Raw genomic sequence first — 24,865 nt, forward strand, 5'->3', positions numbered from 1 at the left:
TTGGTTGCGGTGTTTAACATTATAATCAAATGGTTTTGATACATAAAATTAATTATAGAATGAATTTTAAAATTAACAAGACATTACAATTTTTACTACTTCCAATAATTCCCCTAATGCTTTTACTTCATTCTTGTGACAGTAATGACGACGAAGAAATTAATTTAATATCCCCTACGGTATCAGAAGTTGAGGTAGGATTATTTAATAATGAACTTGGAGTGGTAGGAGAAGATTTTCACTTTAATGCAGAGTTTTTAGCAGGTGACTTATTAGATCTGGTTACTATAAATATTGAGCAAAGAGAAGGAGAAACGTATTCAACAGATTGGTCTTTTGAAATGGTTTGGGATAAATATCAAGGTTTAAAAAATGCTACTATGCATCAGCATTTTGATATACCTGCAGAAGCACCTAAAGGAATTTTTGATTTTATAATAACTGTTACAGACCAAAACGGAACATCTTCAGAAGAAGTCAGAAACATTGAATTGATTGATGCTGCAGATTTTCCAGAAGTTAATCCGCATGTAGATGTATTTGGAGTAGACAAGATAAATGTTGAGGGCACGGGAGGATTTAACAATTTTTACAATAATGGCGAATTCAGAAATCCTGATGAAGCATTTTTTAGCACAAACGAGTCAATATGGTCATCCATACAAATAGGAGAGATAAAGGGAGATGGTATTATGTATGGTCTATTAATCAAGAAAAGTCACAACCACAAGCCTGAAACCTTAGAAGCCATTGATTTTTCTAAAGTTATCGTTACAGAGGTTAAAGAACACTCAGGTTTTGAAGAGGTTAGAACTTTTGCCAATAGTTATAATACAAACTTTAATAACCATTATATGTATGGGGTACCTCTTAAAATTGGTGCTTCGGAAGACAACAATTTTCCAGAAGCCACCCCCATTACAGAAGATATAGCTTGGGAGAGCGGTACTTACTATTATGGGGTTGTATATTATAATTTCACATACTTAAAAAGTGCATTTCAATATATCGAATTCGATATTGTTATCGAGTAAGATATTAGATAAGCGAGATTTACTACTACGATTTTGTCATATTTATTTAGTAAATACATATTTTATTCTCTTTTGTAAGAAATAGAACGTAGTAAAATTGCTTCTTTCTAGATCAAGTGGTGATTTCTATTTGAAATCACCACTTTATTTCTGATATTACCTGACCGAATTCATCATTTTACTATAATAAATTACATCAATGACCAAATCCTCCTTTTGCATTCTAGTATTAATCTTATTTATCATCACCTCTTGTAAAACTGAAAAGAAAAAAGATTTTACAATTGAACGTTCTAAAGATATAGCAGCTAAAAACAAGGCTCACAATGAATTGTTGGATATTGAAAAAGAACAGGGTTGGAACTTACTTTTTAATGGTAAATCATTAGAAGGCTGGCATCTTTTCAATAAACCAGATTCCACCAAATTTTCTGCTTGGGAAGTAAGAGATGGTATGATTTTTTGTAATGCTACGGATGAAAGTAAAATATTTGGGGATTTAGTAACCAATAAGGCTTACGAAAACTATGAGTTGCAATTTGATTGGCAAATGGCACTTAGAGGAAACGGTGGTGCATTTATCAATGTGCAAGAAACTCCTGAATACAAAGCAACATACAATACTGGTGTTGAGTACCAGTTATTGGAACCAGAACATATGGATACTAAAACTCCTTTAAAAAGACCAGGTACTATATGGGGCTTAGCTCCACAACTAAATACCGTTGAAGCAAATCCGGTTGGGCAATGGAATACCACACGAATTATTCAACAAAACGGAAAAATTCAGTTTTATCTTAACGGCGTACTTACGGCCCAAGAAGAAATAAATTCCGCCGCTTGGAAAAATAAAGTTGCCAACTCAAAATTTAAAAACGCACCTGGCTTCGGTAAAGCAACCCAAGGTAAAATTGCATTTCAAAATTGGTATTTTGAGTCTTGGTTTCGAAATATAAAAATTAGGGAATTGTAATAAATAATAACTTCTATTACAAATACCGTAAATATAAATTTGAATTTAATAGCAAGTGTAATGCAAGGCAAAAAAAGTTACTGTAAATATAAGTGATTCTCCATATCTCATATTTTAGATATAAAGAATCACTTTAAAAAGCTGGTATACTCATAATACCAAACCTTCCTAAATATTAATCAAAATAAGAATACAACTCTTTTTTTAAGTTTTCCCATTGTCCCTTATCTCCACTAATTATTTGACCTACTTCTTTTACTTTAGAGGTACCAAAGCCAATAGCTTCTTTAATGCCAATATGAGGCGGTAAGGACAATGCTCCACTATTAACTACAGCATCAATAATAAATGGTTTTTTACTTGCTTTAGCTTGTATAATGGCTGCATCGATATCTTCTGCATGCTCGACCCTAACACCATCACCACCACAAAGTTTAGCATATTCAGCAAAATTGACATTGGTTTCATGTAAAGCGTCTAGGCTTGCTGCCAAACCTGCTTCTTCCATTTCTAACTTAACAAAGCTTAGTTCTGAATTATTGAATATCAAGACTTTAATTGGCAGTTCATATTTAACAGCTGTTATAAAATCTTGCATAGACATATTAAAGGCTCCGTCTCCACAAAATGCCCATATTTCTTTATTCTTATTTGCAAATTGAGCGCCAATGGCAGAAGGTAACCCTACAGCCATAGAACCATGATTAAAAGAACCAATAACTCTTCTTTGACTATGAAAAGATATATGGTGTGCCGCCCATATAGCAGAGGTACCAGTTTCTACGGTGAAAATGGCATCGTTTGCTGCATGCTCGTTTACCAAGTCTGCAAATATTTGTGGATGCAATGGTTCATGATCACGGGTAGGAGAGGCTTGTTTTTTCATATTCGCTCTCCAATCTATAAAATTACCTCTTAATTTATCTAAAAACGCTGTATCGCTTTTCTGATCAACTTTCGGATTCAACAATTCTAAAAATGATGATATATCGCTCCATACACCTAGTGATACTGAGGTTCTATTTCCTATATTTTCTTGTCTAATATCTACCTGTATCGTTTTTGTTTGATGTGGAAGAAAGTCTATATATGGAAAATCAGTACCTAGCATCAGTAATAAATCACAATTCATAACGGCATTATAACCTGAAGGATTTCCTATTAAGCCAGTAAGCCCTACAACATTATCAGTATCATGATCAAAAATATCGCTAGCACGTAAACTATGGGTTATAGGTGCTTGTAGTTTTTTAGCCAACTCCAATACTGCACTACGACTCTCACGACAACCGTCACCTGCTAAAATACCAACTGTTTTCGCTCCATTTAATAATTTAGCAGCTTCTAAAATGCTGGTGTCATCAGGTACTAAACGAGATGTGTATTTTTTAATTGGATGAATAAACTGTTCATTTTTTGCCTTCATTTCTGCAACGTTTGCAGGTAACTCTATTCTACAAACAGCATTATTAGCCATGGCAATTTTAATGGCTCGTTGTATAACCATGGGTGCCTGTTCTGGTGTTTCTATAACCGCCTGATAATCACAAACATCATCAAATACCTTTTTTAAATCTACTTCTTGAAAAAAGTTGGTACCCTGTTGTTTCTGATTAATTTGACCTGTAATGGCAATTACAGGCGTGCGTTCTTTTTTAGCATTGTATAATCCATTAATCAAGTGTAAAGCTCCAGGACCAACGGTACCTGCACAGACCGATAAATTGTTACTGGTTTGACTATGCCCAAAGGCGGCAAAAGAAGCATTGCCCTCGTGTTTCATACCGATCCAATCAACAGTGTCTCGTTCTTCTATTGCTTTAACAAAAAAGTTTAAGGCATCACCCGTTACTCCATATACTTTGTCTACTCCAACACTTTGTAAAATATCTAGTAGTTGTTCTGATACATTTTTACTCATGATAATTTTCTTTAAATTTTATAATTAGGATGAAAAAAGCATCCGTTAGTTATCTATACTCCGGATTTTCGAAATTCCAACGTGTACCGTCATCCCAATCTTTTCTTGAATTTCCGTAAGACGGATATCCTTCGTTATCCTTCAACATTTTAGCCAAATGCATTAGATTGTATGACATAAAAGTGGTGTTACGATTCGTAAATTCAGAATCAAAACCTACTGGTGGCTCAATTTTTTCGCCATCCCATTCCGTATCTCCATAACTGGGTCCGGGTCCAACTTTACCTATCCAACCAGCATCTGCCTGTGGTGGTATACTATAGCCTATATGTTGAAGTGCATATAATAGCCCCATAGAACAATGTTTTACTCCATCTTCATTTCCGGTAATAATACATCCACCGGCTTTGCCATAATACACGTATTGCCCCTTATCATTTTGGTATCCGCTCATAGCGTATAATCGTTCAATAAGTTTTGTAGCTACCGATGAACGTTCACCTAACCAAATAGGCGTACCTATCACCAATATATCAGCTGCCATTACCTTTTTATAAATTTCTGGCCAATCATCTTTATCATATCCTTCTTTGGTCATATCTGGCTGTACACCAACCGGTATGTCAAAATCTGCAAGTCTTAAAACCTCTACATCAACTCCTTCCGATTTCATAATCTTAGCCGACACATCGATTAAATTACGTGTGTGACTTTTAGATGGTGATTTTTTTAAGGTACAATTGATGAATATTGCTCTTAACGTACTAAAATCTGTCTTTTTCATATTGTTCTTATTTTCCTATAGTTTTTACAGTAACCACACCAAATACTATGTGACCAATTAACATCGCCACTAATCGCATTGGCATAGAACCATCCATTGGTGGCATTTCAAATAGCACTCCCATTACCTTCATACCAATCTGTGCCATAATAAGTGCTACGATACCAAAGGCAATTCCTTTCAAGAAAAGATTAGAGATGTTGACTTTAGGAGCAAATACATAACCATACCCTAAAGCAAATAGAATTCCCATAAGAAAATGTAAAATCCAACCTACTGCTATGGGTAAGTTCATAGCGCCTGCCAATAATTTCCATGGTGCCATTTCTGGCATGCCCATATGTGGTGCTACCAACATTATTATGGTCATTACCACTGTTCCTAAAATACCTGCTAATACCAATTTTGGTAATTCATTTTTCATTTATATACTTTTTTGCTTTTTGATAATTTTATAGTCTATATATATTACTACTCATACAGACCTATTTATTTCTAATATAAAGCTGATTAACAGCACGCAAGATATTTTTAGTTGCATTAAATCATTAGTTCATACCATTATTTTATTAGCGTGAAGGAGATAGACTACTGAAATTTTATGTGGTTGAAATCATTTAAGAGACCAGTTTTAGTTATAAAACAACCATTTAAAATGATTTTAAAATTTTAATGAAGTACTTCTAATCATTTGCTTAACTTGAAATTTCTAACCAACAAATAAGTTTTAATTAATTAAACAATTACTACCATCAGCCGACCAACCACCATACAGGAAGTTCTAAATCAATTAGACAACATCATTGATAATGCTATAGTAAACAATGACCGCATAGGATATTTTGCTTTTTTATATAGAAGGGTTACTGCTGAAATTCTGAATGAGGTACAATTAGGGAATTTTGAGGATAATGCCCGAATGGAAACTTTTGATGTTGCCTTTGCCAACTACTATATAGATGCATACAACGGTTATATAACAAACCAACCAATCAGTAAATCTTGGCAGTTTGCATTTGATTCCAAAAACGACCCACTAACCATTCTACAACATATCATGTTAGGCATCAATACCCACATTAATCTAGATTTGGGTTTAGCAGCAAACGCTGTAATGCAAGGCAAAGAAATAATTAATATAGAAAATGATTTTAATGCAGTAAATACCATTCTTGGCAATATTGTCAATGAAATGCAAGACAGATTAAGTAGGGTATCTCCACTATTATTTTTACTAGACCTCGCCGGAAAGAATACTGATGAACAAATTATAAACTTTAGCTTGGCTAAAGCTCGCGAATTATCATGGGTTAATGCAAATCTACTTTGGGGATTAGGAGATGGTCACCAAGATGCCGCTATTCATCAAATGGACAACACCGTTTTAAGACTTGGCGAATTTATAAAAGCTCCAAAATCTAAAATTGTTACTTACGCCCTAAAGTTTTTAGGCAAGTTTGAAGAAAAAAATGTAGGTCTGGTAATTTCCAAGTTAAGAGAGGATTAGTTTTAATTGCCAATGAAAAACCAATTTTTCCTTTAACATTTTTAGTTGTATTTCATTAAAAAACATTATTGTTTTGTGTTCAATTATGAAATATTCTCATTGCAATTATCAAATTTGTAATTGTACGTTAAAACCATATTAAATACTGCCAAATAACTATCTCATTTCACTAAATTCAAGCATATAAAATGAATGGATTTTGGTTATAAATCTATCGGATATACCCTTTAGTATCGCACTAATATTTTACCTTCCAATCTATTGTTTTATAGTTATTTATAAATTAACATTATCTCAAACCAATCAAACTATGAAGACTATTATCAAGTCCTTTCTACTATTGCTATGCATTAGTAGTTTAGGCCACACTTTGCGTGCGCAAGAAAAAAGTAAAAACCCCTTTGCTGGGCTAGAATTCAGGAATATTGGTCCGGCAATGACCTCTGGTCGTATTGCCGATATTGCCATTCACCCAGAAAATGAAAACATCTGGTATGTTGCCGTTGGTTCTGGCGGTATGTGGAAAACAATGAATTCTGGTACTACCTGGAAACCTATTTTTGAGAAACAAGATGTATACTCCATGGGTTGTGTAACCATAGACCCTAGTAATCCACATACAATTTGGGTAGGTACAGGTGAAAATGTAGGTGGTCGCCATGCCGCTTTTGGTGACGGAATTTACGTTAGCCATGACGATGGTAAGACTTGGAAAAATATGGGTTTAGAAAATTCTGAACACCTATCAAAAATCATTGTACACCCTACAGATTCCAATACCCTATGGGTAGCTTCACAAGGTCCATTATGGAGCAAAGGCGGTGATCGTGGTGTTTATAAAACTACAGATGGCGGTAAAACTTGGAAACGTACCTTGGGCGATGCCGAATGGGTTGGGGCAACAGATATGTTGATAGACCCAACAAATCCTGATGTTTTATACGCTGCTACATGGCAAAGACACCGTACGGTTGCCGGTTATCTTGGTGGTGGTCCTGGATCAGGACTTCATAAAAGTACAGATGGCGGAGAGACTTGGAAACCTTTGAAAAACGGTATACCAAAATCTAATCTTGGTAAAACGGGCTTAGCCATGTCGCCTTTTAATTCTGAAGTTATTTATGCAGCGCTAGAGCTTGATAGAACTAAAGGTGGTTTTTATATGTCTAGCAATGGTGGTGAGTCTTGGGTAAAACAATCCGACGCTGTTTCTGGTGGTACCGGTCCGCATTATTATCAAGAAATTATTGCTTCCCCACATGAAGAAGGTACCGTTTATTTTATGAACAATAGTGCTTTGGTCACCAAAGATCACGGAAAGACATTTACGCAAATGAGCAGGTCTAACCAACATAGTGATAGTCATGCGCTAGTTTTTAAAAAATCCGATCCTAATTATTTGCTTATTGGTACAGACGGTGGTTTATATGAAAGTTTTGATAATACCGAAAGCTGGAAATATGTACGAAATCTACCTATTACCCAATATTTTAAAATTGCCGTAGATGATGCCAAACCTTTTTACAATGTGTACGGTGGTACGCAAGATAATGGCTCGCATGGTGGTCCTTCAAGAACTAGAAGTTCTGACGGAATTGCTAGTGAAGACTGGTGGAAAACATTAGGTGCAGATGGTGCACAAACGGCAACAGAACCTGGTAATCCTGATATTACCTATGGCGAATTTCAACAAGGGGCTTTATGGCGAATTGATAGTAAAACATTAGAAAGTGTTTTTATACAACCTCAAGCTAGGGAAGGAGACCCGTTTGAGCGTTTTAATTGGGATGCTCCAATTCTTGTGAGTCCTCATAACCCAACTCGTTTATATTTTGCATCGCAACGTGTATGGAAATCAGAAAACAGGGGAGATGCTTGGGATCCTATTTCTGGTGATCTTACCTTAAACCAAGAACGAATGACATTCCCGTATTATGGAACTTCACAAAGTTGGGATAACGCTTGGGATATTAAAGCAATGTCCAACTACAATACCATTACGTCATTAGCTGAGTCTCCTAAACAAGAGGGATTGATTTATGCTGGTACGGATGACGGATTGATTCAGGTTACAGAAGATGGCGGAACAACATGGAGGAAGTTTAGTTTAAATACGATAAAAGGTGTGCCTGAAACTCCTTTTGTAAATGATGTTAGAGCAGACCTTTTTGATGCTAACATTGTTTATGCAGCATTAGACAATCATAAATACGGAGATTACAAACCGTATATTCTTAAAAGTAGCGACAAAGGAAAATCTTGGTCTATTATCAATGGAAACTTACCTAACAAGCTATTGATTTGGAGATTGGTACAAGATCATGTAAAAAAAGATTTATTGTTTGCCGCAACAGAATTCGGAGTGTACACAACGCTTGATGGAGGTGGAAAATGGACAAAGCTTGAAGCTGGTATGCCAACCATTCCGATAAGGGACATTACTATTCAACGTCGTGAGAATGATTTGGTAGCTGGATCCTTTGCCAGAGGTATTTACATTTTAGATGATATTTCACCATTACGTGAGTATGACGCTAGTGCTACGGCTAAACTTTTCCCTGTTAAAACCGTACCATGGTATAAACAATCGAGTAGAGTAGGTAGTCAAGGTGATGCAGAATGGAAAGGTAAAAATCCTGCTTTTGGTGCAACTTTCACGTATTTTATGTCCGATAAGTTAAAGTCTAAAAAAGACATGCGTAAAGCTGCGGAGAAAAAAGGTACAGGCAAATTTCCTGGTTGGGATGCTCTTGAAGCAGAAAGTCTACAAGACGGACCATCAATCGTATTGGTAATCAAAGACGCTAGCGGAAATGTGATAAACAGCGTAAAGGGTACCAACAAAGAAGGCTTTAATCGCGTTAGCTGGAATTTGAGCTATCCGAATAAAAACGGAGAGCGCTTAGAAGCTCCAAAAGGAAGACGTGGTCGCCGTAGAGGTGGCATTATGGTTACACCGGGTGAATATTTGGTAACCTTAATGAAGCGTGTAGATGGAGTGAACACCGTATTACAAGGTCCGGAATCATTTAGTGTAACACCTGTTTTTGAAAGTGCTTTACCAAGAAAGTCAAATGATGAAATCGACACTTTTAGAGAAGCTGCTTTTGCATTTCAACAAGACTTAACGGCTACAAATATTGCGTTATCTACAAGTCAAAAAACTGTTGATGCCATGTTACGTGCCTTGAATAAAGCATCAAACCCTTCTGGTGATTTGTATAAAAAATTATACGATACTAAAAATACCTTATTAGCTATCGATAAGGAGTTAAATGGTAATCAGATAAAGGAAGAAATAGGTGAACGTTCTAACCCTACGGCAAGCGAAGGAAATTCAATTGGTTGGAGAGCCTTAGGAAACACCTACGGACCAACAGGTGAACACCAAGCTTTTTTAAGTCGTGTACAAAGTCAACTTAAGAAAGTAAAGTCTAAGCTTCAACCGGTAATAGAAACCGAATTGCCTGCGCTTGAAAGTGAATTGAAAAAATCTGGAGCTCCATGGATTGAAGGTCAAGGACTTATTAAAAACTAATTTCAAGAATAGTTATAAGCAGCACTAGTTCTGCCTTATAAGAATATCTAATACCGCTTAAAAACTTAGACGTACAAATTATACGGCTAGCTTTAAGTGGTATTTTTTTACTATTACTATTACTTAGTTTATACTCAATTCTTATATAAAATATAGACTTCATGTTTTTTTTGTTTAATTATTTTAAAAATTAATTAAACATTTTGTAGTTTTGATATGTATCATAATACAGATATATTCATCAAAAAAGCTTAACTATGTTCGGATTATTTAAAAAGAAGTCGGAAAAAGAAAAATTACAATCTCAATATGAAAAGCTGCTGAAAGAAGCTCATACATTGTCTACGACAAACAGAAAAATGAGTGATCAAAAAGCTTTTGAAGCTGATGAAATAATGAAAAAAATTGAAATGCTTCCTTAATTTCACCTTTTGTAATTAGGAATAGTATTAAAGCGTAGAAGGTAATTATGAATATACAGGATTATAAAATACATATTGTTGGTGCCGGTGTTAGCGGATTAATAGCTGCGACTGTTTTAGAAAAAAACGGATTTTCTCCCATAATTCTTGAAGCAACAGAAAGAGCAGGAGGTAGGGTAAAAACGGATATTATAAACGGTTATCAATTAGACCAAGGGTTTCAAGTGCTACTTACGGCTTATCCTGCCGCTCAAAAATATCTAAATTTCCAATCTTTGGAGCTACAACGCTTTTTACCTGGTGCGGCAATTTTAAAGCATACAAAACAACACGTTATAGGCGACCCGCTTAGAGATATAAGCCTCGTATTCTCAACACTATTCGCAAATATTGGTACCGTTGCTGATAAATTGAAAATTTTACGATTAAATACAAAACTTAAAAATAAATCCCTTTCAGATATTTTTACCACCAAGGAGCAATCCACCATTTCTTACTTAACGAATTTTGGCTTTTCAGCTGATATGATAAATGACTTTTTTAAACCTTTCTTCAGTGGAATTTTTCTTGAAGACCAACTACAAACATCTAGTAGAATGTTCGAGTTTGTTTATAAAATGTTCGGCGAAGGTGATGCGGCAGTACCAAAAGGAGGGATGGAAGAAATTCCAAAGCAATTAATCCGTCAGCTACAAAACACTTCTATACACTACAATACCGCAGTAGCTTCCATAAGCGAAAAAGAAATTTTGCTTGCTAATGGAACTACATTAGAAAGTGATTTTACGATCGTTGCTACTGAACCTAGTCAACTAATACGAAATCTAAAGAATCAAGCTACGGAATGGCATAGTTGCGACACCTTATATTTTGAAACCGAAAACAGAAAAATCAATAAAAAATTAATCGGACTTCTTCCAGAAACCAATTCGTTAATCAATAACATTTTTTACCCCACAAGTCTTGAAACCATGGTAAGCGGCGGTAAGGAATTACTTTCCGTAACGGTAGTTAACAATAAAGGGTTAACTGGAAAAGAGCTTGTAAAAAGCGTTCAAAAAGAATTAAGTGAATACTGTGGCATTACCTCCCGTACATTTATAAAACATTACCATATTCCCATGTCTTTACCAAACTTGAGCCAACTGCAATACGAGGTACCGCCTTCTGAAACACGCTTGACCGAAACAATTTATTTAGCCGGGGATCAACAGATAAACGGCTCTTTAAATGCCGCAATGCTAGCGGGCGAAAGTGCTGCGCTAGGAGTGTTGGAAAACTTAGAAGGTTTGTTTAAATAAGTTATAGCACCAAGTTCCGCTTACTTAATACTATAGTAGTTATTCCCAATTATTAGCCCAATCTTTCCAAACCACATCAAGTCCTTGCGATTTTAGCATAGCGGTGATTTCTTCCGTGGGTCTTTCATCAGATATTTCAAACTGTTCTAAAGATTCGGGCGCAACTGCATACCCACCAGGATTAGTTTTGGATTCTGCACTTATTGAGGTGATACCTAAATTGACAATGTTATTTCTAAAGATTTCGCTTTCACGGGTAGAAATGGATAATTCAACATCTTCATCCAATAATCTGAAGGCACAGATTAGTTGCACCAGATCAGGATCGGTCATTTCAACCTTCGGTTCCAATCCGCCTGAATGTGGTCGTAATCTTGGGAAAGAAATGGAGTACTTCGTTTTCCAATAGGTCTTCTGTAAATACTTTAAGTGCAAGGCTGTAAAAAAGCTATCGGCTCGCCAATCTTCCAACCCAAATAAAGCTCCTAATCCAATTTTATGAATACCTGCTTTGCCTAAGCGATCGGGAGTATCCAGTCTAAAATCAAAATTGGATTTCTTACCCTTCGGATGGTGTTTTTTATATTCATCTCTATGATAGGTTTCTTGATATACTAAAACCGCATAGAGTCCGCTTTCTATCAATTGCTCATATTCATCTTGTAACAATGGTTGTACCTCTATGGTAATATTAGCAAACTGCGAACGAATCAATTGTAAGGCATTATCGATATAATCAACGCCAACTGTTCTATTAGCCTCACCAGTTACCAATAGAATATGGTCATAGCCTTTAGATTTTATATAAGCTACTTCTTTTAAGATTTCGGAATTCGTTAGGGTTTTTCTTGGAATTTTGTTCGTCATACTAAAGCCGCAATAGGTACAAATATTCTGGCACTCATTGCTCAAGTACATGGGCGAATACATTTGTATGGTATTCCCAAATCTCTTTTTTGTCAATTGACGGCTTAGCTGTGCCATTTGCTCCAAATACGGTTTGGCGGCAGGTGAAATCAATGCTTTAAAATCCTCAAGGTCTCTTTTCGTATTGCCCAAAGCCCGTAATACATCGTGCTCGGTTTTAGAGAAAATACTCTCTAAGGTTTGGTCCCAATTATAGGTGTCGAAAATGTCTTTAAAACTGCCCATATTACTTTAATTCAAAAAACTGGTTAACGGACTACTGGCTTCCGCTTTTTTGTGGACTACCGGAGCCAACTTTGCTTCATACGCCATTCTGCCGGCAGCTACCGCCATTTTAAACGCTTTACCCATTTCAACGGGATTCTGGGAAACAGCTATCGCCGTGTTGACCAACACTGCATCTGCACCTAATTCCATCGCATATGCAGCATGTGAAGGCGCTCCTATACCGGCATCTACAATTACGGGAACATTGGTTTGGTCAATGATGATCTCCAAAAACTCTTGTGTTTTTAAGCCCTTGTTACTTCCGATAGGGGCACCCAATGGCATTACACATTGTGTTCCTACTTCTTCAAGACGTTTGCACAACACGGGATCTGCATGTATGTAGGGCATGACTACGAATCCTAATTTCACAAGTTCCTCAGCAGCTTTTAGTGTCTCAATAGGGTCGGGGAGTAGGTATTTTGGATCCGGATGAATTTCTAATTTCACCCAGTTGGTCTCTAAAGCCTCACGAGATAACTGTGCAGCAAATACCGCTTCTTTTGCTGTACGTACTCCCGATGTATTCGGTAGTAAATTGATATGTGAATGATCTAAATGCCGTAAAATATCATCTTGACTATCTTCAACATCTACACGTTTAAGGGCAACGGTGACCAACTCGCTCTCAGAAGCCAATATAGCTTCTTTCATTACGATAGATGAACTGAATTTTCCCGTTCCCGTAAACAATCTGGAGTTAAACTTTTTGTCCGCTATCTGAAACATATTATTTTCTTTTTTCTTCGGATATCCAACGCTGCTCGTCAAGTGGACCTCCATTAATCAATTTTTTAAATTCTGATATTGTATTGAAATTCCGTGTTATTTCACCCGATACGGCTATACCATGAACACAGGTTTTCATTATTTCTGTAACATCGTCCATAACAATGCCACCTATGGCAATTACAGGTATTTCTGCTTTCAGTTCTTCCAATATGGTCAAGTAACCGTTTAAGCCCAAAACCGGACTCAAATTTTCTTTGGTCTCCGTAAATCGAAAAGGACCCAGACCTATATAGTCCACATTCTTATCGATTAAAGTTTCACAATCTTCGAGGGTATTGGCAGTGCCACCTATAATCTGCCAAGAAGAAAGTTCTTTTCTAGCTACAGTTGGGCACGTATCTGTTTTACCTAAATGAACACCATCGGCTTTTACGGCAGCAGCAATCTTATAAAAATCGTTGATTATCAATCTAGTTTGATATTTCTCCGTGATTTCCCTTGCTTTTTTTGCCGTTTCCCATACCACCTTACCAGGTAATTTTTTAAGTCGTAACTGTACCAATTCCGCTCCTGCCGTACAGGCTTTTTGTATATGATCTAAATGCTCTTCTGGTGTTTTACCCTGTGATATATAATGTAATGTTGGAATCATATAATTTCTTTAACTTAAATGTCTTTTGCTGTATTTCTTAGCGATGTTTTTCGCTGTTCGTTCCATGATCGTTCATATTGTTTCTGTATTTCCAAAAAGCTTTTTACCGGATTTTCCATATTCCAAATTCCGCCTAAAATGCCAATACCCTTATAACCCAATCGCACGGTTTCCGGTATGGTCTTATCGGTAATACCGCCCATACCCACTATGAATTTGTCAATAGCGTTGACATCAAAACCCTTGCCTTCATAGCCTTTTTTAGAGATAGATGAAAATACCGGACTCAGCAAATGGTAATCAAATTCGAACTCGCATGCTTCCAAAACTTTTGGTTCATGAAAAGAGGAGCTTATGGTTTTACCATACATATCGAACTTTTTAAAATACTGCCCAGGGTTATCAATATGATCTATTCGCATTTGCTCTTGAAAATGCAATCCCTTAAGATTGTAACTATTGATCAGTTCATGATGTAAGTGCACCACGATTCTATCATGATATTTTTTATCGATACCATCTAAGTAATCACAATGTTGTTGATAGTCTTTAAATGGCTTCCTTAAATGATAATACTCCAAGCCCTCTTGAAACAGCTCATGTAAAATGGCTATCTCATTGGGTATATCTTTTTCCGGTGCTATTACTACAATCATTTGTTATGGTTTGTACGATTTGCAGTTCTATTTTCTTTAACCTCCTTGTGTAGCCCTAATAATCAGTACCTCATCATTCTCGGTTAACGTTTTATTTCCCCATGTTGCTTTAGAGACGATGTTTTCATTTACGGCAACTGCTATACCGTTCACAGAAATGTCCAGTTCTTTTATGATTTCCTCTAGCGTAGTAGTTTCTGCTATTTTTTTAGGGGCGTCGTTTACTTTTATGTGTATCATCTGCTTCATTAATTAATCAAAAATGCAAAACGCAACATTGATATGGATTACGTTGTAAACAGAAAGAATTGATCTAATGGATTGAAAAACGGAAAGTTCAGGGGTTGATCCTGCTAACTTTTCCCTACGTTGATCTTAATCAAATCAGGTTCTAAGGATATTTCTCAAACTATGAAATAGCTACTCCTAAAGTTTACATCGCTAAATTAAGAATTTGATGTGAGATATGATTCTGAAAGTAGCATTGATTGATTATTTATTTTCTGTTGACCTCACTAAACCAGGTCTAATAGCAAGACTTATACAGATAATATTATTGCATAGAGTAGTGTGATCCACATAAAGCACTTCATTCTAATTCTACAAACTTTCATATATTAGCGTAAAATATACGCATAGTATGCAACAATCTATCAAGCTTTCTGTAGATGCTGTCGTTTTTGGTTATGAATCTGAAACGATATCTGTTTTACTCATCAAACGAAAATATGAGCCTTTTAAAGGAAAATGGGCTATTCCCGGCGGATTCGTTTTAAACACGGAGTCTTTAGAAGAAGCGGTAGAGCGGGAGCTGAAGGAGGAAACGGGAATCAAAATTAATTACCTAGAACAACTATACACCTTTGGCAACCCGGAAAGAGACCCTAGAAATAGAGTGGTTTCCGTTGCGTATTTTGGGTTAATAAAACCGAGCGCTTTCAAATTATTGGCTTCCACAGATGCTGAAGAGGCACAGTGGTTTCACATCAACAACTTGCCTCAACTATCTTTTGATCATGCCGAAATTTTAAAACTTGCCATTACAAGGTTACAGGCAAAGATTACCTATGAACCTATCGGCTTTGAATTGTTGGACACCAAATTTCCGTTTTCAGACTTAGAAAAATTGTATACTACATTATTGGGTAGGGACGTAGATAGACGTAATTTCAGAAAGAAAATCTTAAGCTTGAATGTTTTAGATGAGTTAGACGAAAAAGTTTCTAAAGGTTCTGGCAGACCTGCAAACCTCTTTATGTTCAATAAAAGCAGGTACTTCAAGCTTAAAAAAGAAGGAATCATCTTCGAAATTTAAACAACTAATTTATAGTTTGCGTAAAATAAACACAAATAACACTTTGTAAACTTAAATTATATTTTATATTTGCGTTATAAATACGCAAATTAATAATTATGATGTATACATCTAACGACATACTCCCAATAAATAAAAAGAACCAGCGTTCTATTTTTCTAGCAGGTAGTATGGATCATAAGCAGGAGGGGAGTTGGAGAGAAGAGATTATTGCCGAGTTCGGCACAAATGACATCTTTGACCCTACAAACACACATCATGATGAATTGAACACTGAGCAAATGAAGCATCACATTGTGTGGGAGTTAGGTGCTTTACAGCAATCGGATTTAATACTATTAAATTTTCTAAAAGAATCCAAATCACCAATTTCTTTAGTAGAATTAGGTATGTATGTAACCTCTAACAAGCTTATCTTCATCTGCCCGAAAGAATTTTACAAAAGCGATTATGTGCATACCCTTTGCAATAAGTACAACACACCAATTTTCAATACCCTCAACGAAGCAAAAACACTATTAAAAAACAGCATTTAAACATAAAATCATGAACGGATTACTATTAACAGACGGATATAAAACAGGACACCACCAACAATACCCAAGGGGAACAGAAGAAGTTTATTCTAACTGGACACCCAGAAGTAATAAATATGCTCCTAAAGGTTGCGACAAAGTGGTTTCATTTGGACAACAATATGTTTTTCAATGGTTACATGATTATTTTCAGGACAACTTTTTTTCTAAGCCAAAAGCACAGGTCTGTAATGAATTGAAAGAAGAGTTATCGCTTTACTTAGGTACAGATTATGATGTTACTCATTATGAAGAATTACATGATTTACAGTATTTACCTATTAAAGTAAAATCAATAATAGAAGGGGTAGAGGTTCCTATTAGAGTACCAATGGTAACCGTTGTAAACACGGATAAAAAATTCTATTGGATTACTAATTTCTTAGAAACCATATTATCTACCATGCTATGGCAACCGATGACTTCGGCTTCTATCGCTTTATGTTACAAACGAATTTTTAAAAAATGGACTTTACAGACCGATAAGGATAATTTGGCTTTTATCGATTTTCAAGGACACGATTTTTCCATGAGAGGTATGGGCGGTTTACAAAGTGCAATATCATCTGGTATGGGTCACGCATCTGTATTCTTAGGGTCAGATACATTACCGGTAATTAGTAGTCTACGTAACTATTATAAGGCTGAGGGTTTTGTTGCTGGTTCTGTAAATGCTACCGAACACTCCGTTATGTGTGCAGGTACAAAAGATGATGAAATAGGTACTTTTAGAGCTTTAATGAACACCTACCCAACAGGAATTTTATCTGTAGTTAGTGATACGTGGGATTTGTGGAAAGTACTGACCGAATACCTTCCACAGCTAAAAGAAGAAGTACTTTCTAGAGATGGTAAATTAGTGATCAGACCAGATAGCGGAGATCCTGTTGATATCATTTGTGGAGAGTCTCGTGAGCTTGGCAGCAACACGCCTAAAGATAAAGGGGTAGTGGAACTTCTTTGGGATATTTTTGGCGGAACCGTCAACGAACAAGGATTTAAAGTATTAGACTCGCATATTGGTGCTATTTATGGTGACAGTATTACCACAGAAAGAGCAGAGGCTATATGTCAACGTTTAAGCGATAAAGGCTTTGCAACCACTAATGTAGTTCTTGGTATTGGTTCTTTTACCTACCAATTTAATACCAGAGATACTTTTGGTTTTGCAATGAAAGCTACTTCTGTAGTGGTAAATGGGGAGCGTAGAGAAATCTTCAAAGATCCTATTACCGATGACGGAGTTAAAAAATCTGCTAAAGGATTGGTAAAAGTGGAGTTACAAAATGGTGAATATGTATTGGTAGATCAAGTAACACCTGAAGAGGAAAATACGGGCGAGCTACAAGTAATCTATGAAGACGGACAGTTTGTGAACCAAGTAAATATACAGGAGATTAGAGAACGAATTAATACCAATCTTTAAAACAAAAGCTATGTGGTTCGAAGAATTGACAGGATTTAAAGAAATATCACCTGAATATGTACGTGATAATATCAATATTGACGGACAGAATTTAATTTCTAAAGTCAATAATAAATCCTATCAATTCGGGTCGTTAGAAGTTGTTTCCTTAGGACAATTAAGGAAACAACAAACTTTTAATAACAGCATTAGCAAAATAAAGGTCTCTGAAGTTGTTGCCGACATACAAGAATTACATGCCAACCCTAGAAATGAGCACGCGCTATTTCAAGCGGCATCCCAGTTTAATTTACTGGAAATGGTTGGTCCAGAAGTTTCTCCTAAAGCGGGAGTAGGTATTTATGAAAATGACTTTACCCAAGGTCCGGCATGCGCCATAGCTTGTGGTGCAGGCACCATATATAGAAATTACTTTGTGCCGGTAAATGATCAAATCGGACAAACAGGTACATATCAGATCGATTGTTTAGATTCGATCGGTAAAGAGCTTAATAATGAGGAGCTACAATTGTGGGAAATGACTAATGGTTATGCTGTTTTAAGTCTAGAAGGTTTGCTCAGTATTAATAAGCAAATAGGAAGTTTTACAGATGCCCAAAGGGAGTTTCTAAAGGGTAAACTAAAGGTTGGTACACAATGGAATACAGAAGTAACATTGACGGATAAAAAACAAATTGTATCTCAAATATATTGTTCTGCATTGCCCGTTGGATATTCGCATATCGAATCCTATTATTGGGAGAATTTTGCTCGAATAATTTTAGAAGCTACCTATGAAGCTACTTTACATACGGCTTTAGTGAATCTTAAAAACAACAATTCTAATAAAGTATTTTTGACCTTAGTAGGGGGTGGAGCATTTGGTAATGATTTAGATTGGATACTAGATTCATTGTTCAAAGCACTAGAGAAATTTAAGAATTCGCCATTAGATGTGACTATCGTAAGTTACGGCAGCTCAAACCATATATTGAAACAAGAAATAGAGAATTTCAACAGAAAGAATTAGCATATGAAATACGAAATTAAAAAATTTAAAGACGGACAAGTAGCTGCTAAAATAATTGAAGGCGGAGATATTCATATTAAAATTAGAGGGAACAGTTATGAAGATTTGTTCAGAGCTGCTGCTATCAAAGAAGCCTGGGATGCTGAAAATGCGACTAATAAAACAGCCATAGCTAAACTCACCATATTTTGCCTAATTGGGCAACGATCAGATAGACGATTTAATAAAGGAGAATCATTCGATTTAAAAGTCATTTGTAAGTTTATCAATGACATGAAGTTTGATTCCGTTGCCATCTTACATCCGCATAGTCCTATTTCATTGGCATTAATTGATAATTCAGAGAAAATATCTCATTTCGATTTTGTTGAAAAAGCATATAACCAAATAGGTAACCCAGTATTAGTGAGTCCAGATGCTGGTGCGTATAAAACGACCCATGAAATTGCCGAAAAACTAAATGCTGATTTAGTACCCTCCAATAAAGTACGGGTAGATGGCGCTCCGGTGATTAGTATACAAGGTGATGTAAAGGACAAACAATGCCTAATTGTTGACGATTTAGCCGATGGAGGCAGAACATTCAAATTTTTGGCGGAAGCTTTGAAAAAACAAGGTGCCGCAAAGGTTTATTTATATGTTACACACGCCCAATTCAACTATGGTTTTGATGAACTCAAAGAAACCATTGACCATATTTATTGCACCAATAGCTATAAGGATATTGATGATGACTATGTTACTCAATATAAACTCGCCAGTCTATAAGATTGCTACTTACCAATCATTTTAAAATGAACTAGACATAAAAATTAATCTAAAAGATTTGTCAACGCACAACTAAAAACGCTAGCCACCCACTACCCAAGATCGGGCTGTGCTAAGTAAGGTTTTCTTCTCTTCTAGTGAACGTTTCAATGGTAATTGAGCTAAACCTATTAAACGACGTAAAACCTCCATACCCGCAAATTCTCGCATTAGTGATTTATTTATTGGGCGTTGATAACCTTCTATGACTTCTTCTAATATACTAGTATTACCTGTTGCCATAAAAAGATGAGCCGCCATGACTCCTAGATCAAATTCTGCGAACCCTAAAAAACTAAACTCGGGATCTAAAACAAATATTTCATCTTGTTTACACATCCAACTGCCAGGGTAATAATCGCCATGTAGCAATACGCCACCTGTTGTAGTCAAATACAATTTTCCAAGAACAGCTATTTTTTCTTTTAATAGCAAATCTTGCTTTAGTGGTAATGATAAAGCCTGTAAACCTTCTTGTACATCATCTAAAGAGAAACCGTTTTCTTCTAAAAAAGGCAGTACAAATATGTGTTGATGGTTTAGTTTACGTAATTCTATGTTTTCAGGGTAAGAACTTGTAAGTGTACTTTCATGAATTCCCCTAGCTATAGACGTTAATTGTTCTATATGCCTTTTAGAGATTTCTCGTGTATTATACACAAAAGAAAAATCTTCGCTATCACCTAAATCTTCTAGAAATAATAGGTGTTCTTTAGAAAGAAATCCTAGTACTTTTGGTAAATGTTCGTCTATTGTTCCTTTTTCAATAGTCTGATAAAATTGATGCTCTACTGAAATACGATCTATAGGTGCCGGAATATCTTGATATTTCTGTACAAAAGGTCTAGACTGTTTTGCTATAAAAGTTCGTTGATTAGTACGTACACGTAACACAACGTTCATATTCCCTTCTCCTGGTTTTTCGGTGCTTTCTACCTTTTCACCATCCCCTAAAATACCTTCCTTCGTCAAAAAGGTACTCAAAAGTTCTATGTTAATATTAGCTGTTAATTGCATCTATATTATTTAATAAGTTGGTTCATATGTTTCCAAAAATCATTTTCCATTTGCTCAACATCAATATTCGTATATACTTCAATATTGCGCTGTACGTTTTCTTTAGGGGTCTTAAAGGTTTTTAAGGTTGCCCATTCTTCATGGGCCAAGGCCTCAATAATAGCAACGTCCCACATAATCCATTCTGTTTTCTCCGGATCTTTCTCTGTCCACCATCGTTGGTAAGTCTCCCAACGGTTTACCAAATAATCGGGCATCCCGCCTTTTCCCTTTAATTGCGTATCTACAGTTGTTTTCTTAAATACAAGATGTTGACTTGTTGTTGCCGTCATTACCCTAACCTTAAGCTTAGGGTAATTCATGATTACATTTACTGCAATACTGTCATTTCTAGAATTAAACTCGTTCTTGTCATAACTATTTACTTCTGGATCATGCCAAAAGCCCAAATAATTCACTTGTATTTTAGGTACAATGGTACTATCTAATAAAATAGCAGAGGCTACATTGGTACAAGATCCTAAAATGACCAATTGTAATTTATTTCCATCTTTTATTTCATGGGCTCTTTTAATAATAAATTGAGCCGCCTCTGAATTTTGTGGGGCATCATTTGCCATTAGAGGATCGTTACTACCCAAGGGTAGCGCAATGTCTGTTTGGTTTAACAGACTCATTAACCTTTCGTTTATTTGCTGACTTTCAACAACCGTACTATCGCTAGCATATGGCGAGGTGTGAAACTGCGCCGATGTAATTGCCAACAAATTAAATTTTGGTTCTTCTATAGCACGAACAAGGGCAAAAAGATCATCAACCTCATTTGCAGTATCGGCATCTATAATTAGAGGAATTTTTTCAACCTTCTGGTTTAACTGTGCCTTACATCCATTTATGGTTATTAAAACAACGAAAAGAGACAACACCCAATGTATTTTATTCAACATAAATTTTCTACTTTAAATTTTATAATTCATCTATTAGAACAAATATCTAGCACTAAATTGAAACTGTCTTGGTGGTGCAGCATTTCTTGCTATAAAACCGCTATCTGCCGGTCCTTCTTGAATCTGGTTGCTCTGCGTAGCATTATTACTAAAACCACTTAAGTTTACGTTATTAAAAAGATTAAAAACATCTGCTCTTAGTTCTATTTTATTTCCTTTTGATAATTCAAATTGGTATTGTGCTGCCAAATCAAAAGTATATGACCAAGGTAAACGGTCGCTATTTCTACTCTCTCCTGGAGAGCGGTCACTGTTTCCCGTAAAATTTTCACCAAAACCAGTACCATCACCATTTAAATCGCGCGTTAAAAATTGTTCAAAATCTGAAGTAACAATGGTCGTATTCGGTATTCTGTTAATAGGCTGACCACTTTGTAATAACCCTGCAAGGGTAACAGACAAACCTTTTACTGGATATAAACTACCAATGGCATTGATAAGATGTGTTCTGTCGTTTATAGATGGTCCAAATTCTAGGTCATAATTATTACCGTCCATTGCTCTAAAATTGATTCCCTCCGTATCATTTTTAGAAGATGATAGCGTATAGTTAAAACGGTAACCAAATATGCCTTCACCACGGTCTTTTTGATAGTTAAGACTTAAAGCAGAGTAACGTGATCGACCTTCACTTTCTGTAATAACTACGCTACGGGCAATACCAGTTAAACGTTCTCCATTTATAGTTGCACCACCATTTTCTATTGGTATAGGTCTTGACAAATCTGCTTCTGCCGCAGTACGCACATCATCTTGTGTAAAATTCGTATCAATTGGAAATTCTGCCGCTGCATTTAAATTACGAAGCCTAAATAAATCGCGAGCCTCATTATGTACCAAATCCACATAAAACAAACTACTTTGATCTATTTGTAATTGGTAACCTAAAGTAAATTGATGTGTAAATGGGTTTTTGTAACCATCAGGATTTAGTATACGACGCTCATTACTAAAAACGTTTTCTCTATTCGCTTGTAACGTTTCGCCAGACGGACCGTTTAAATAACTAATATTATCTGCCTCTACAAAAGAAGCTGCTAAATTACCTTCAAAAGTAACGCGGTCAATATTGGTATCTGCCGGTAGTAAACCTAAGTCAATAAATTCTTGAAGTTGTACACGGTAATCTGCTCCGTTCGTATTTTGTTGTAAGGCATCACTATAAATAGCATAATTGATTTTATCGTAAAAAATACCATAACCACCACGTATACTTGCATTATCACCAAGCTGATAGTTAAAATTAAAACGTGGTGCTATATTATTTAAATCTCCTTTATCACTACCACCTTTAGAAAGGTTATCATAATCATATCGTAAACCATAAGTAATTTTAAGTTTATCGGTAGCACTCCATTCATCTTCTAGATAAATAGAATAAATATTCTGTGTAGTGCCAAAAGACTGTGGGCGCAATTCTACATCATAAGAGGTAACCGTAACATCTGAAGGTAAATCGGTAATACTTAAACTACTACCAAGGTTAGCCGTACTTAATTGATCCAGTTGATCTTGAGTTAATCTTACCGAATAGTTTCCGCTTGGGTTACCACCGCCAGTAAGACTATGGTTGCCAGAAATAAGCCCTAAACCTGCTTTCAATGTATGATTACCTAAATAAAATTTACCTTTTTGTTGAAATTGAAAAGTGTTTTCCAATGCATCAAAATCAAAACCGGGACGACCAATTATAGCTATTGCTGCTGATCCTGGATCTAAAATAGTAACACGTGGACTATCTGCATCTATAGGTCTGCCATAATCCCATCTAAAACGAGAATATTGAAAGTTACTTTGTAAACTGTATTTATCTCCAATAAAATCATTTTTAAAGGCGATATTTAATGAGTTTCGATCTTGAAAATTTCCTGCAGACGGAAAAAGAACTCCGCCTTCGAGACCTCCACCTTGTCTTTCTATAGTAACTAAACCAACATTGGCACGTAACGAACTTCTAAAGTTTTTAGACCAATTTTGATCAATCTTTGCAGAGATATAAGTAAAATTATTACTACCTCTGACGGTTTCGTTTACGTTTAGTTGTTCTGAGTTTAAGAGGTTGTCTTTAAGATCTCTCGTATATTCTGCATTTAGAAAAAAGAACGTTTTATCCTTTACCAACGGACCCCCAATAGCAAAACCTTGTTGGTATCTTTGAAAACCATCTTGAACCTGGTTTCCTGAAAGATCGCGTTGTGCAAATGCAGAACTAGCATCTACAGAAGCACCCGGTCTTGTAACAAAAAACACTTCGCCCTCAATTTCATTACCGCCAGATTTAGTGGTTACGTTGATAACACCATTATTAGAAAGTCCAAATTCTGCAGAATAGTTATTGGTTAAAACCGTAATATCTTTAGTAAACCCAACTGGTATAGCAAATTTTTGACCTCCTAAAAATCGTTCGTTATTATCCAGACCATCAATTAAATATGAAGTAAATAAACCATTACCACCATTGATACTTACATTTGGTGCCTCTGGAAAAAAACCAGTAGCCTGAGATACATTTGGTAACCTAAACAAAGCCCGGGTTATATCTCTACCTTCTACAGGCAACTCTTTCAACTCTGCTTCTTTTAGTTCAAAAGAAACTTCTGCAGATTTTCTATTAATACGAGCACCGGCTATTGAAGAAACTACTACTTCATCTAAACTTTCAGTTACGGAGGAGGAAGGAATTAATAAAAATTGTAAACTAAGTTCTTGGTTTGAGCGTACATCTAAAAGTTCTGAAACTTGGGCTGCATACGTATCGTCACCATCAAAAACTACTTGATATCCATTTACTACAGGTATAGAGTTAAAAAACACTTTACCTGAAGCTGATGTGCTTTTATTGACCTCATAGGCCATGTTTTTATTTAATAACGATACAGTGATTCCTTCAATGGGTTTATTGGTGTTAAAATCAATAACAGTAACTACTAAATCTTCTTGTGCAGACAGCACAGTACAACATAGCAAGAGTGCTATACTTAAATATTTTTTCATA

At 35.8% G+C, this 24,865-nt stretch carries 22 protein-coding genes and 1 riboswitch; of the genes, 11 read left to right on the plus strand and 11 right to left on the minus strand.

Annotation, left to right across the window (positions count from 1 at the left end; genetic code table 11):
- Positions 1-59 precede the first annotated feature (59 nt).
- Both P177_RS10685 and P177_RS10690 read left to right on the plus strand, forming a co-directional pair.
- Entirely contained in the window at positions 60-1,034 is a 975-nt protein-coding gene (locus tag P177_RS10685; RefSeq protein ID WP_167333108.1) for a DUF4625 domain-containing protein, read from the plus strand.
- 199 nt (positions 1,035-1,233) lie between these two features.
- Positions 1,234-2,007, plus strand: coding sequence for a 3-keto-disaccharide hydrolase (locus tag P177_RS10690; RefSeq protein ID WP_036154626.1), 774 nt, complete (start codon positions 1,234-1,236; stop codon positions 2,005-2,007).
- Between the two features lie 175 nt (positions 2,008-2,182).
- On the opposite strand, the gene P177_RS10695 is transcribed toward P177_RS10690, so the two are convergent.
- The 3 genes from P177_RS10695 to P177_RS10705 are packed head-to-tail and all read right to left on the minus strand — an operon-like array spanning position 2,183 to position 5,136.
- Positions 2,183-3,928 carry a thiamine pyrophosphate-dependent enzyme gene (locus P177_RS10695; protein ID WP_051941804.1) on the minus strand — a complete coding sequence of 582 codons (1,746 nt, stop codon included), beginning with the start codon at positions 3,926-3,928 and terminating at the stop codon, positions 2,183-2,185.
- Positions 3,929-3,977: 49 nt separating this feature from the next.
- Positions 3,978-4,712, minus strand: a complete 735-nt coding sequence (locus P177_RS10700; protein ID WP_036154628.1) for a flavodoxin family protein — start codon at positions 4,710-4,712, stop codon at positions 3,978-3,980.
- A 7-nt stretch (positions 4,713-4,719) separates the two neighbouring features.
- Positions 4,720-5,136: a DUF6789 family protein gene (locus P177_RS10705; RefSeq protein WP_036154630.1), complete on the minus strand. Its 417-nt coding sequence runs from the start codon at positions 5,134-5,136 to the stop codon at positions 4,720-4,722.
- Positions 5,137-5,481: 345 nt separating this feature from the next.
- Here P177_RS10705 and P177_RS10710 point away from each other — a divergent pair, with 345 nt between their 5' ends.
- From P177_RS10710 to P177_RS10725, 4 genes are all read left to right on the plus strand, one after another.
- The gene (locus P177_RS10710; RefSeq protein ID WP_262493327.1) at positions 5,482-6,219 is read left to right on the plus strand and encodes a DUF5995 family protein; all 738 of its coding nucleotides are present in this window, start codon (positions 5,482-5,484) and stop codon (positions 6,217-6,219) included.
- 310 nt (positions 6,220-6,529) lie between these two features.
- Positions 6,530-9,757: a WD40/YVTN/BNR-like repeat-containing protein gene (locus tag P177_RS10715; protein ID WP_036154632.1), complete on the plus strand. Its 3,228-nt coding sequence runs from the start codon at positions 6,530-6,532 to the stop codon at positions 9,755-9,757.
- A 257-nt stretch (positions 9,758-10,014) separates the two neighbouring features.
- A complete protein-coding gene (locus tag P177_RS20085) occupies positions 10,015-10,179 on the plus strand; it encodes a Lacal_2735 family protein (RefSeq protein WP_036154633.1) in 165 nt (54 codons plus the stop codon).
- Between the two features lie 47 nt (positions 10,180-10,226).
- The gene (locus tag P177_RS10725; RefSeq protein WP_036154635.1) at positions 10,227-11,480 is read left to right on the plus strand and encodes an NAD(P)/FAD-dependent oxidoreductase; all 1,254 of its coding nucleotides are present in this window, start codon (positions 10,227-10,229) and stop codon (positions 11,478-11,480) included.
- 39 nt (positions 11,481-11,519) lie between these two features.
- Here the strand turns inward: P177_RS10725 and thiH are convergent, their stop codons facing one another.
- The 5 genes from thiH to thiS are packed head-to-tail and all read right to left on the minus strand — an operon-like array spanning position 11,520 to position 14,954.
- Complete coding sequence (thiH, locus tag P177_RS10730; RefSeq protein ID WP_036154637.1) at positions 11,520-12,632, minus strand: 2-iminoacetate synthase ThiH; 1,113 nt, start codon at positions 12,630-12,632, stop codon at positions 11,520-11,522.
- A gap of 6 nt (positions 12,633-12,638) precedes the next feature.
- On the minus strand, positions 12,639-13,403 hold the full coding sequence (locus P177_RS10735) for a thiazole synthase (RefSeq protein WP_036154639.1): 765 nt from the start codon (positions 13,401-13,403) through the stop codon (positions 12,639-12,641).
- A 1-nt stretch (position 13,404) separates the two neighbouring features.
- Positions 13,405-14,058 (minus strand): thiamine phosphate synthase, encoded by a 654-nt coding sequence (thiE, locus tag P177_RS10740; protein ID WP_036154642.1) that lies wholly within the window; start codon positions 14,056-14,058, stop codon positions 13,405-13,407.
- Positions 14,059-14,072: 14 nt separating this feature from the next.
- A complete protein-coding gene (locus tag P177_RS10745) occupies positions 14,073-14,714 on the minus strand; it encodes a thiamine phosphate synthase (RefSeq protein WP_051941806.1) in 642 nt (213 codons plus the stop codon).
- 36 nt (positions 14,715-14,750) lie between these two features.
- Complete coding sequence (thiS, locus tag P177_RS10750; RefSeq protein WP_036158226.1) at positions 14,751-14,954, minus strand: sulfur carrier protein ThiS; 204 nt, start codon at positions 14,952-14,954, stop codon at positions 14,751-14,753.
- Between the two features lie 104 nt (positions 14,955-15,058).
- A riboswitch (TPP riboswitch) is annotated at positions 15,059-15,152 on the minus strand.
- Between the two features lie 202 nt (positions 15,153-15,354).
- On the opposite strand from thiS, the gene P177_RS10755 reads away from it, so the two are divergent.
- The 5 genes from P177_RS10755 to P177_RS10775 all read left to right on the plus strand — a co-directional run bounded on the left by P177_RS10755 (position 15,355) and on the right by P177_RS10775 (position 19,807).
- Positions 15,355-16,029 carry an NUDIX hydrolase gene (locus P177_RS10755; RefSeq protein WP_036154644.1) on the plus strand — a complete coding sequence of 225 codons (675 nt, stop codon included), beginning with the start codon at positions 15,355-15,357 and terminating at the stop codon, positions 16,027-16,029.
- Positions 16,030-16,127: 98 nt separating this feature from the next.
- Positions 16,128-16,565: a nucleoside 2-deoxyribosyltransferase domain-containing protein gene (locus P177_RS19440; protein ID WP_051941807.1), complete on the plus strand. Its 438-nt coding sequence runs from the start codon at positions 16,128-16,130 to the stop codon at positions 16,563-16,565.
- Between the two features lie 10 nt (positions 16,566-16,575).
- Complete coding sequence (locus P177_RS10765; protein ID WP_036154645.1) at positions 16,576-18,030, plus strand: nicotinate phosphoribosyltransferase; 1,455 nt, start codon at positions 16,576-16,578, stop codon at positions 18,028-18,030.
- Between the two features lie 10 nt (positions 18,031-18,040).
- Positions 18,041-19,039, plus strand: a complete 999-nt coding sequence (locus tag P177_RS10770; RefSeq protein ID WP_036154647.1) for a hypothetical protein — start codon at positions 18,041-18,043, stop codon at positions 19,037-19,039.
- A 3-nt stretch (positions 19,040-19,042) separates the two neighbouring features.
- The gene (locus P177_RS10775) at positions 19,043-19,807 is read left to right on the plus strand and encodes a phosphoribosyltransferase family protein (protein WP_036154650.1); all 765 of its coding nucleotides are present in this window, start codon (positions 19,043-19,045) and stop codon (positions 19,805-19,807) included.
- 81 nt (positions 19,808-19,888) lie between these two features.
- On the opposite strand, the gene P177_RS10780 is transcribed toward P177_RS10775, so the two are convergent.
- Genes P177_RS10780 through P177_RS10790 form a run of 3 tightly spaced genes read right to left on the minus strand, consistent with a single transcriptional unit; the run spans position 19,889 to position 24,864 of the window.
- The gene (locus P177_RS10780) at positions 19,889-20,863 is read right to left on the minus strand and encodes a phosphotransferase (RefSeq protein WP_036154652.1); all 975 of its coding nucleotides are present in this window, start codon (positions 20,861-20,863) and stop codon (positions 19,889-19,891) included.
- A 5-nt stretch (positions 20,864-20,868) separates the two neighbouring features.
- Positions 20,869-21,810 (minus strand): nucleoside hydrolase, encoded by a 942-nt coding sequence (locus P177_RS10785; protein ID WP_036154653.1) that lies wholly within the window; start codon positions 21,808-21,810, stop codon positions 20,869-20,871.
- Between the two features lie 33 nt (positions 21,811-21,843).
- Entirely contained in the window at positions 21,844-24,864 is a 3,021-nt protein-coding gene (locus tag P177_RS10790) for a TonB-dependent receptor (RefSeq protein WP_051941808.1), read from the minus strand.
- Position 24,865: the final 1 nt, after the last annotated feature.

The organism is Maribacter forsetii DSM 18668, assembly GCF_000744105.1.
Classification (GTDB): domain Bacteria; phylum Bacteroidota; class Bacteroidia; order Flavobacteriales; family Flavobacteriaceae; genus Maribacter; species Maribacter forsetii.

Excerpts from the sequence above, each read along its gene's own strand:
- P177_RS10790 (WP_051941808.1), bottom strand. The coding sequence starts at position 24,864 with ATGAAAAAATATTTAAGTATAGCACTCTTGCTATGTTGTACTGTGCTG.
- P177_RS10705 (WP_036154630.1), bottom strand. The coding sequence starts at position 5,136 with ATGAAAAATGAATTACCAAAATTGGTATTAGCAGGTATTTTAGGAACA.
- P177_RS10685 (WP_167333108.1), top strand. The coding sequence starts at position 60 with ATGAATTTTAAAATTAACAAGACATTACAATTTTTACTACTTCCAATA.
- P177_RS10765 (WP_036154645.1), top strand. The coding sequence starts at position 16,576 with ATGAACGGATTACTATTAACAGACGGATATAAAACAGGACACCACCAA.
- P177_RS10785 (WP_036154653.1), bottom strand. The coding sequence starts at position 21,810 with ATGTTGAATAAAATACATTGGGTGTTGTCTCTTTTCGTTGTTTTAATA.
- P177_RS19440 (WP_051941807.1), top strand. The coding sequence starts at position 16,128 with ATGATGTATACATCTAACGACATACTCCCAATAAATAAAAAGAACCAG.
- P177_RS10770 (WP_036154647.1), top strand. The coding sequence starts at position 18,041 with ATGTGGTTCGAAGAATTGACAGGATTTAAAGAAATATCACCTGAATAT.
- P177_RS10695 (WP_051941804.1), bottom strand. The coding sequence starts at position 3,928 with ATGAGTAAAAATGTATCAGAACAACTACTAGATATTTTACAAAGTGTT.
- P177_RS10700 (WP_036154628.1), bottom strand. The coding sequence starts at position 4,712 with ATGAAAAAGACAGATTTTAGTACGTTAAGAGCAATATTCATCAATTGT.
- P177_RS10725 (WP_036154635.1), top strand. The coding sequence starts at position 10,227 with ATGAATATACAGGATTATAAAATACATATTGTTGGTGCCGGTGTTAGC.
- P177_RS10690 (WP_036154626.1), top strand. The coding sequence starts at position 1,234 with ATGACCAAATCCTCCTTTTGCATTCTAGTATTAATCTTATTTATCATC.
- P177_RS10745 (WP_051941806.1), bottom strand. The coding sequence starts at position 14,714 with ATGATTGTAGTAATAGCACCGGAAAAAGATATACCCAATGAGATAGCC.
- thiH (WP_036154637.1), bottom strand. The coding sequence starts at position 12,632 with ATGGGCAGTTTTAAAGACATTTTCGACACCTATAATTGGGACCAAACC.
- thiS (WP_036158226.1), bottom strand. The coding sequence starts at position 14,954 with ATGATACACATAAAAGTAAACGACGCCCCTAAAAAAATAGCAGAAACT.
- P177_RS10775 (WP_036154650.1), top strand. The coding sequence starts at position 19,043 with ATGAAATACGAAATTAAAAAATTTAAAGACGGACAAGTAGCTGCTAAA.
- thiE (WP_036154642.1), bottom strand. The coding sequence starts at position 14,058 with ATGATTCCAACATTACATTATATATCACAGGGTAAAACACCAGAAGAG.
- P177_RS10755 (WP_036154644.1), top strand. The coding sequence starts at position 15,355 with ATGCAACAATCTATCAAGCTTTCTGTAGATGCTGTCGTTTTTGGTTAT.
- P177_RS10735 (WP_036154639.1), bottom strand. The coding sequence starts at position 13,403 with ATGTTTCAGATAGCGGACAAAAAGTTTAACTCCAGATTGTTTACGGGA.
- P177_RS10780 (WP_036154652.1), bottom strand. The coding sequence starts at position 20,863 with ATGCAATTAACAGCTAATATTAACATAGAACTTTTGAGTACCTTTTTG.
- P177_RS20085 (WP_036154633.1), top strand. The coding sequence starts at position 10,015 with ATGTTCGGATTATTTAAAAAGAAGTCGGAAAAAGAAAAATTACAATCT.
- P177_RS10715 (WP_036154632.1), top strand. The coding sequence starts at position 6,530 with ATGAAGACTATTATCAAGTCCTTTCTACTATTGCTATGCATTAGTAGT.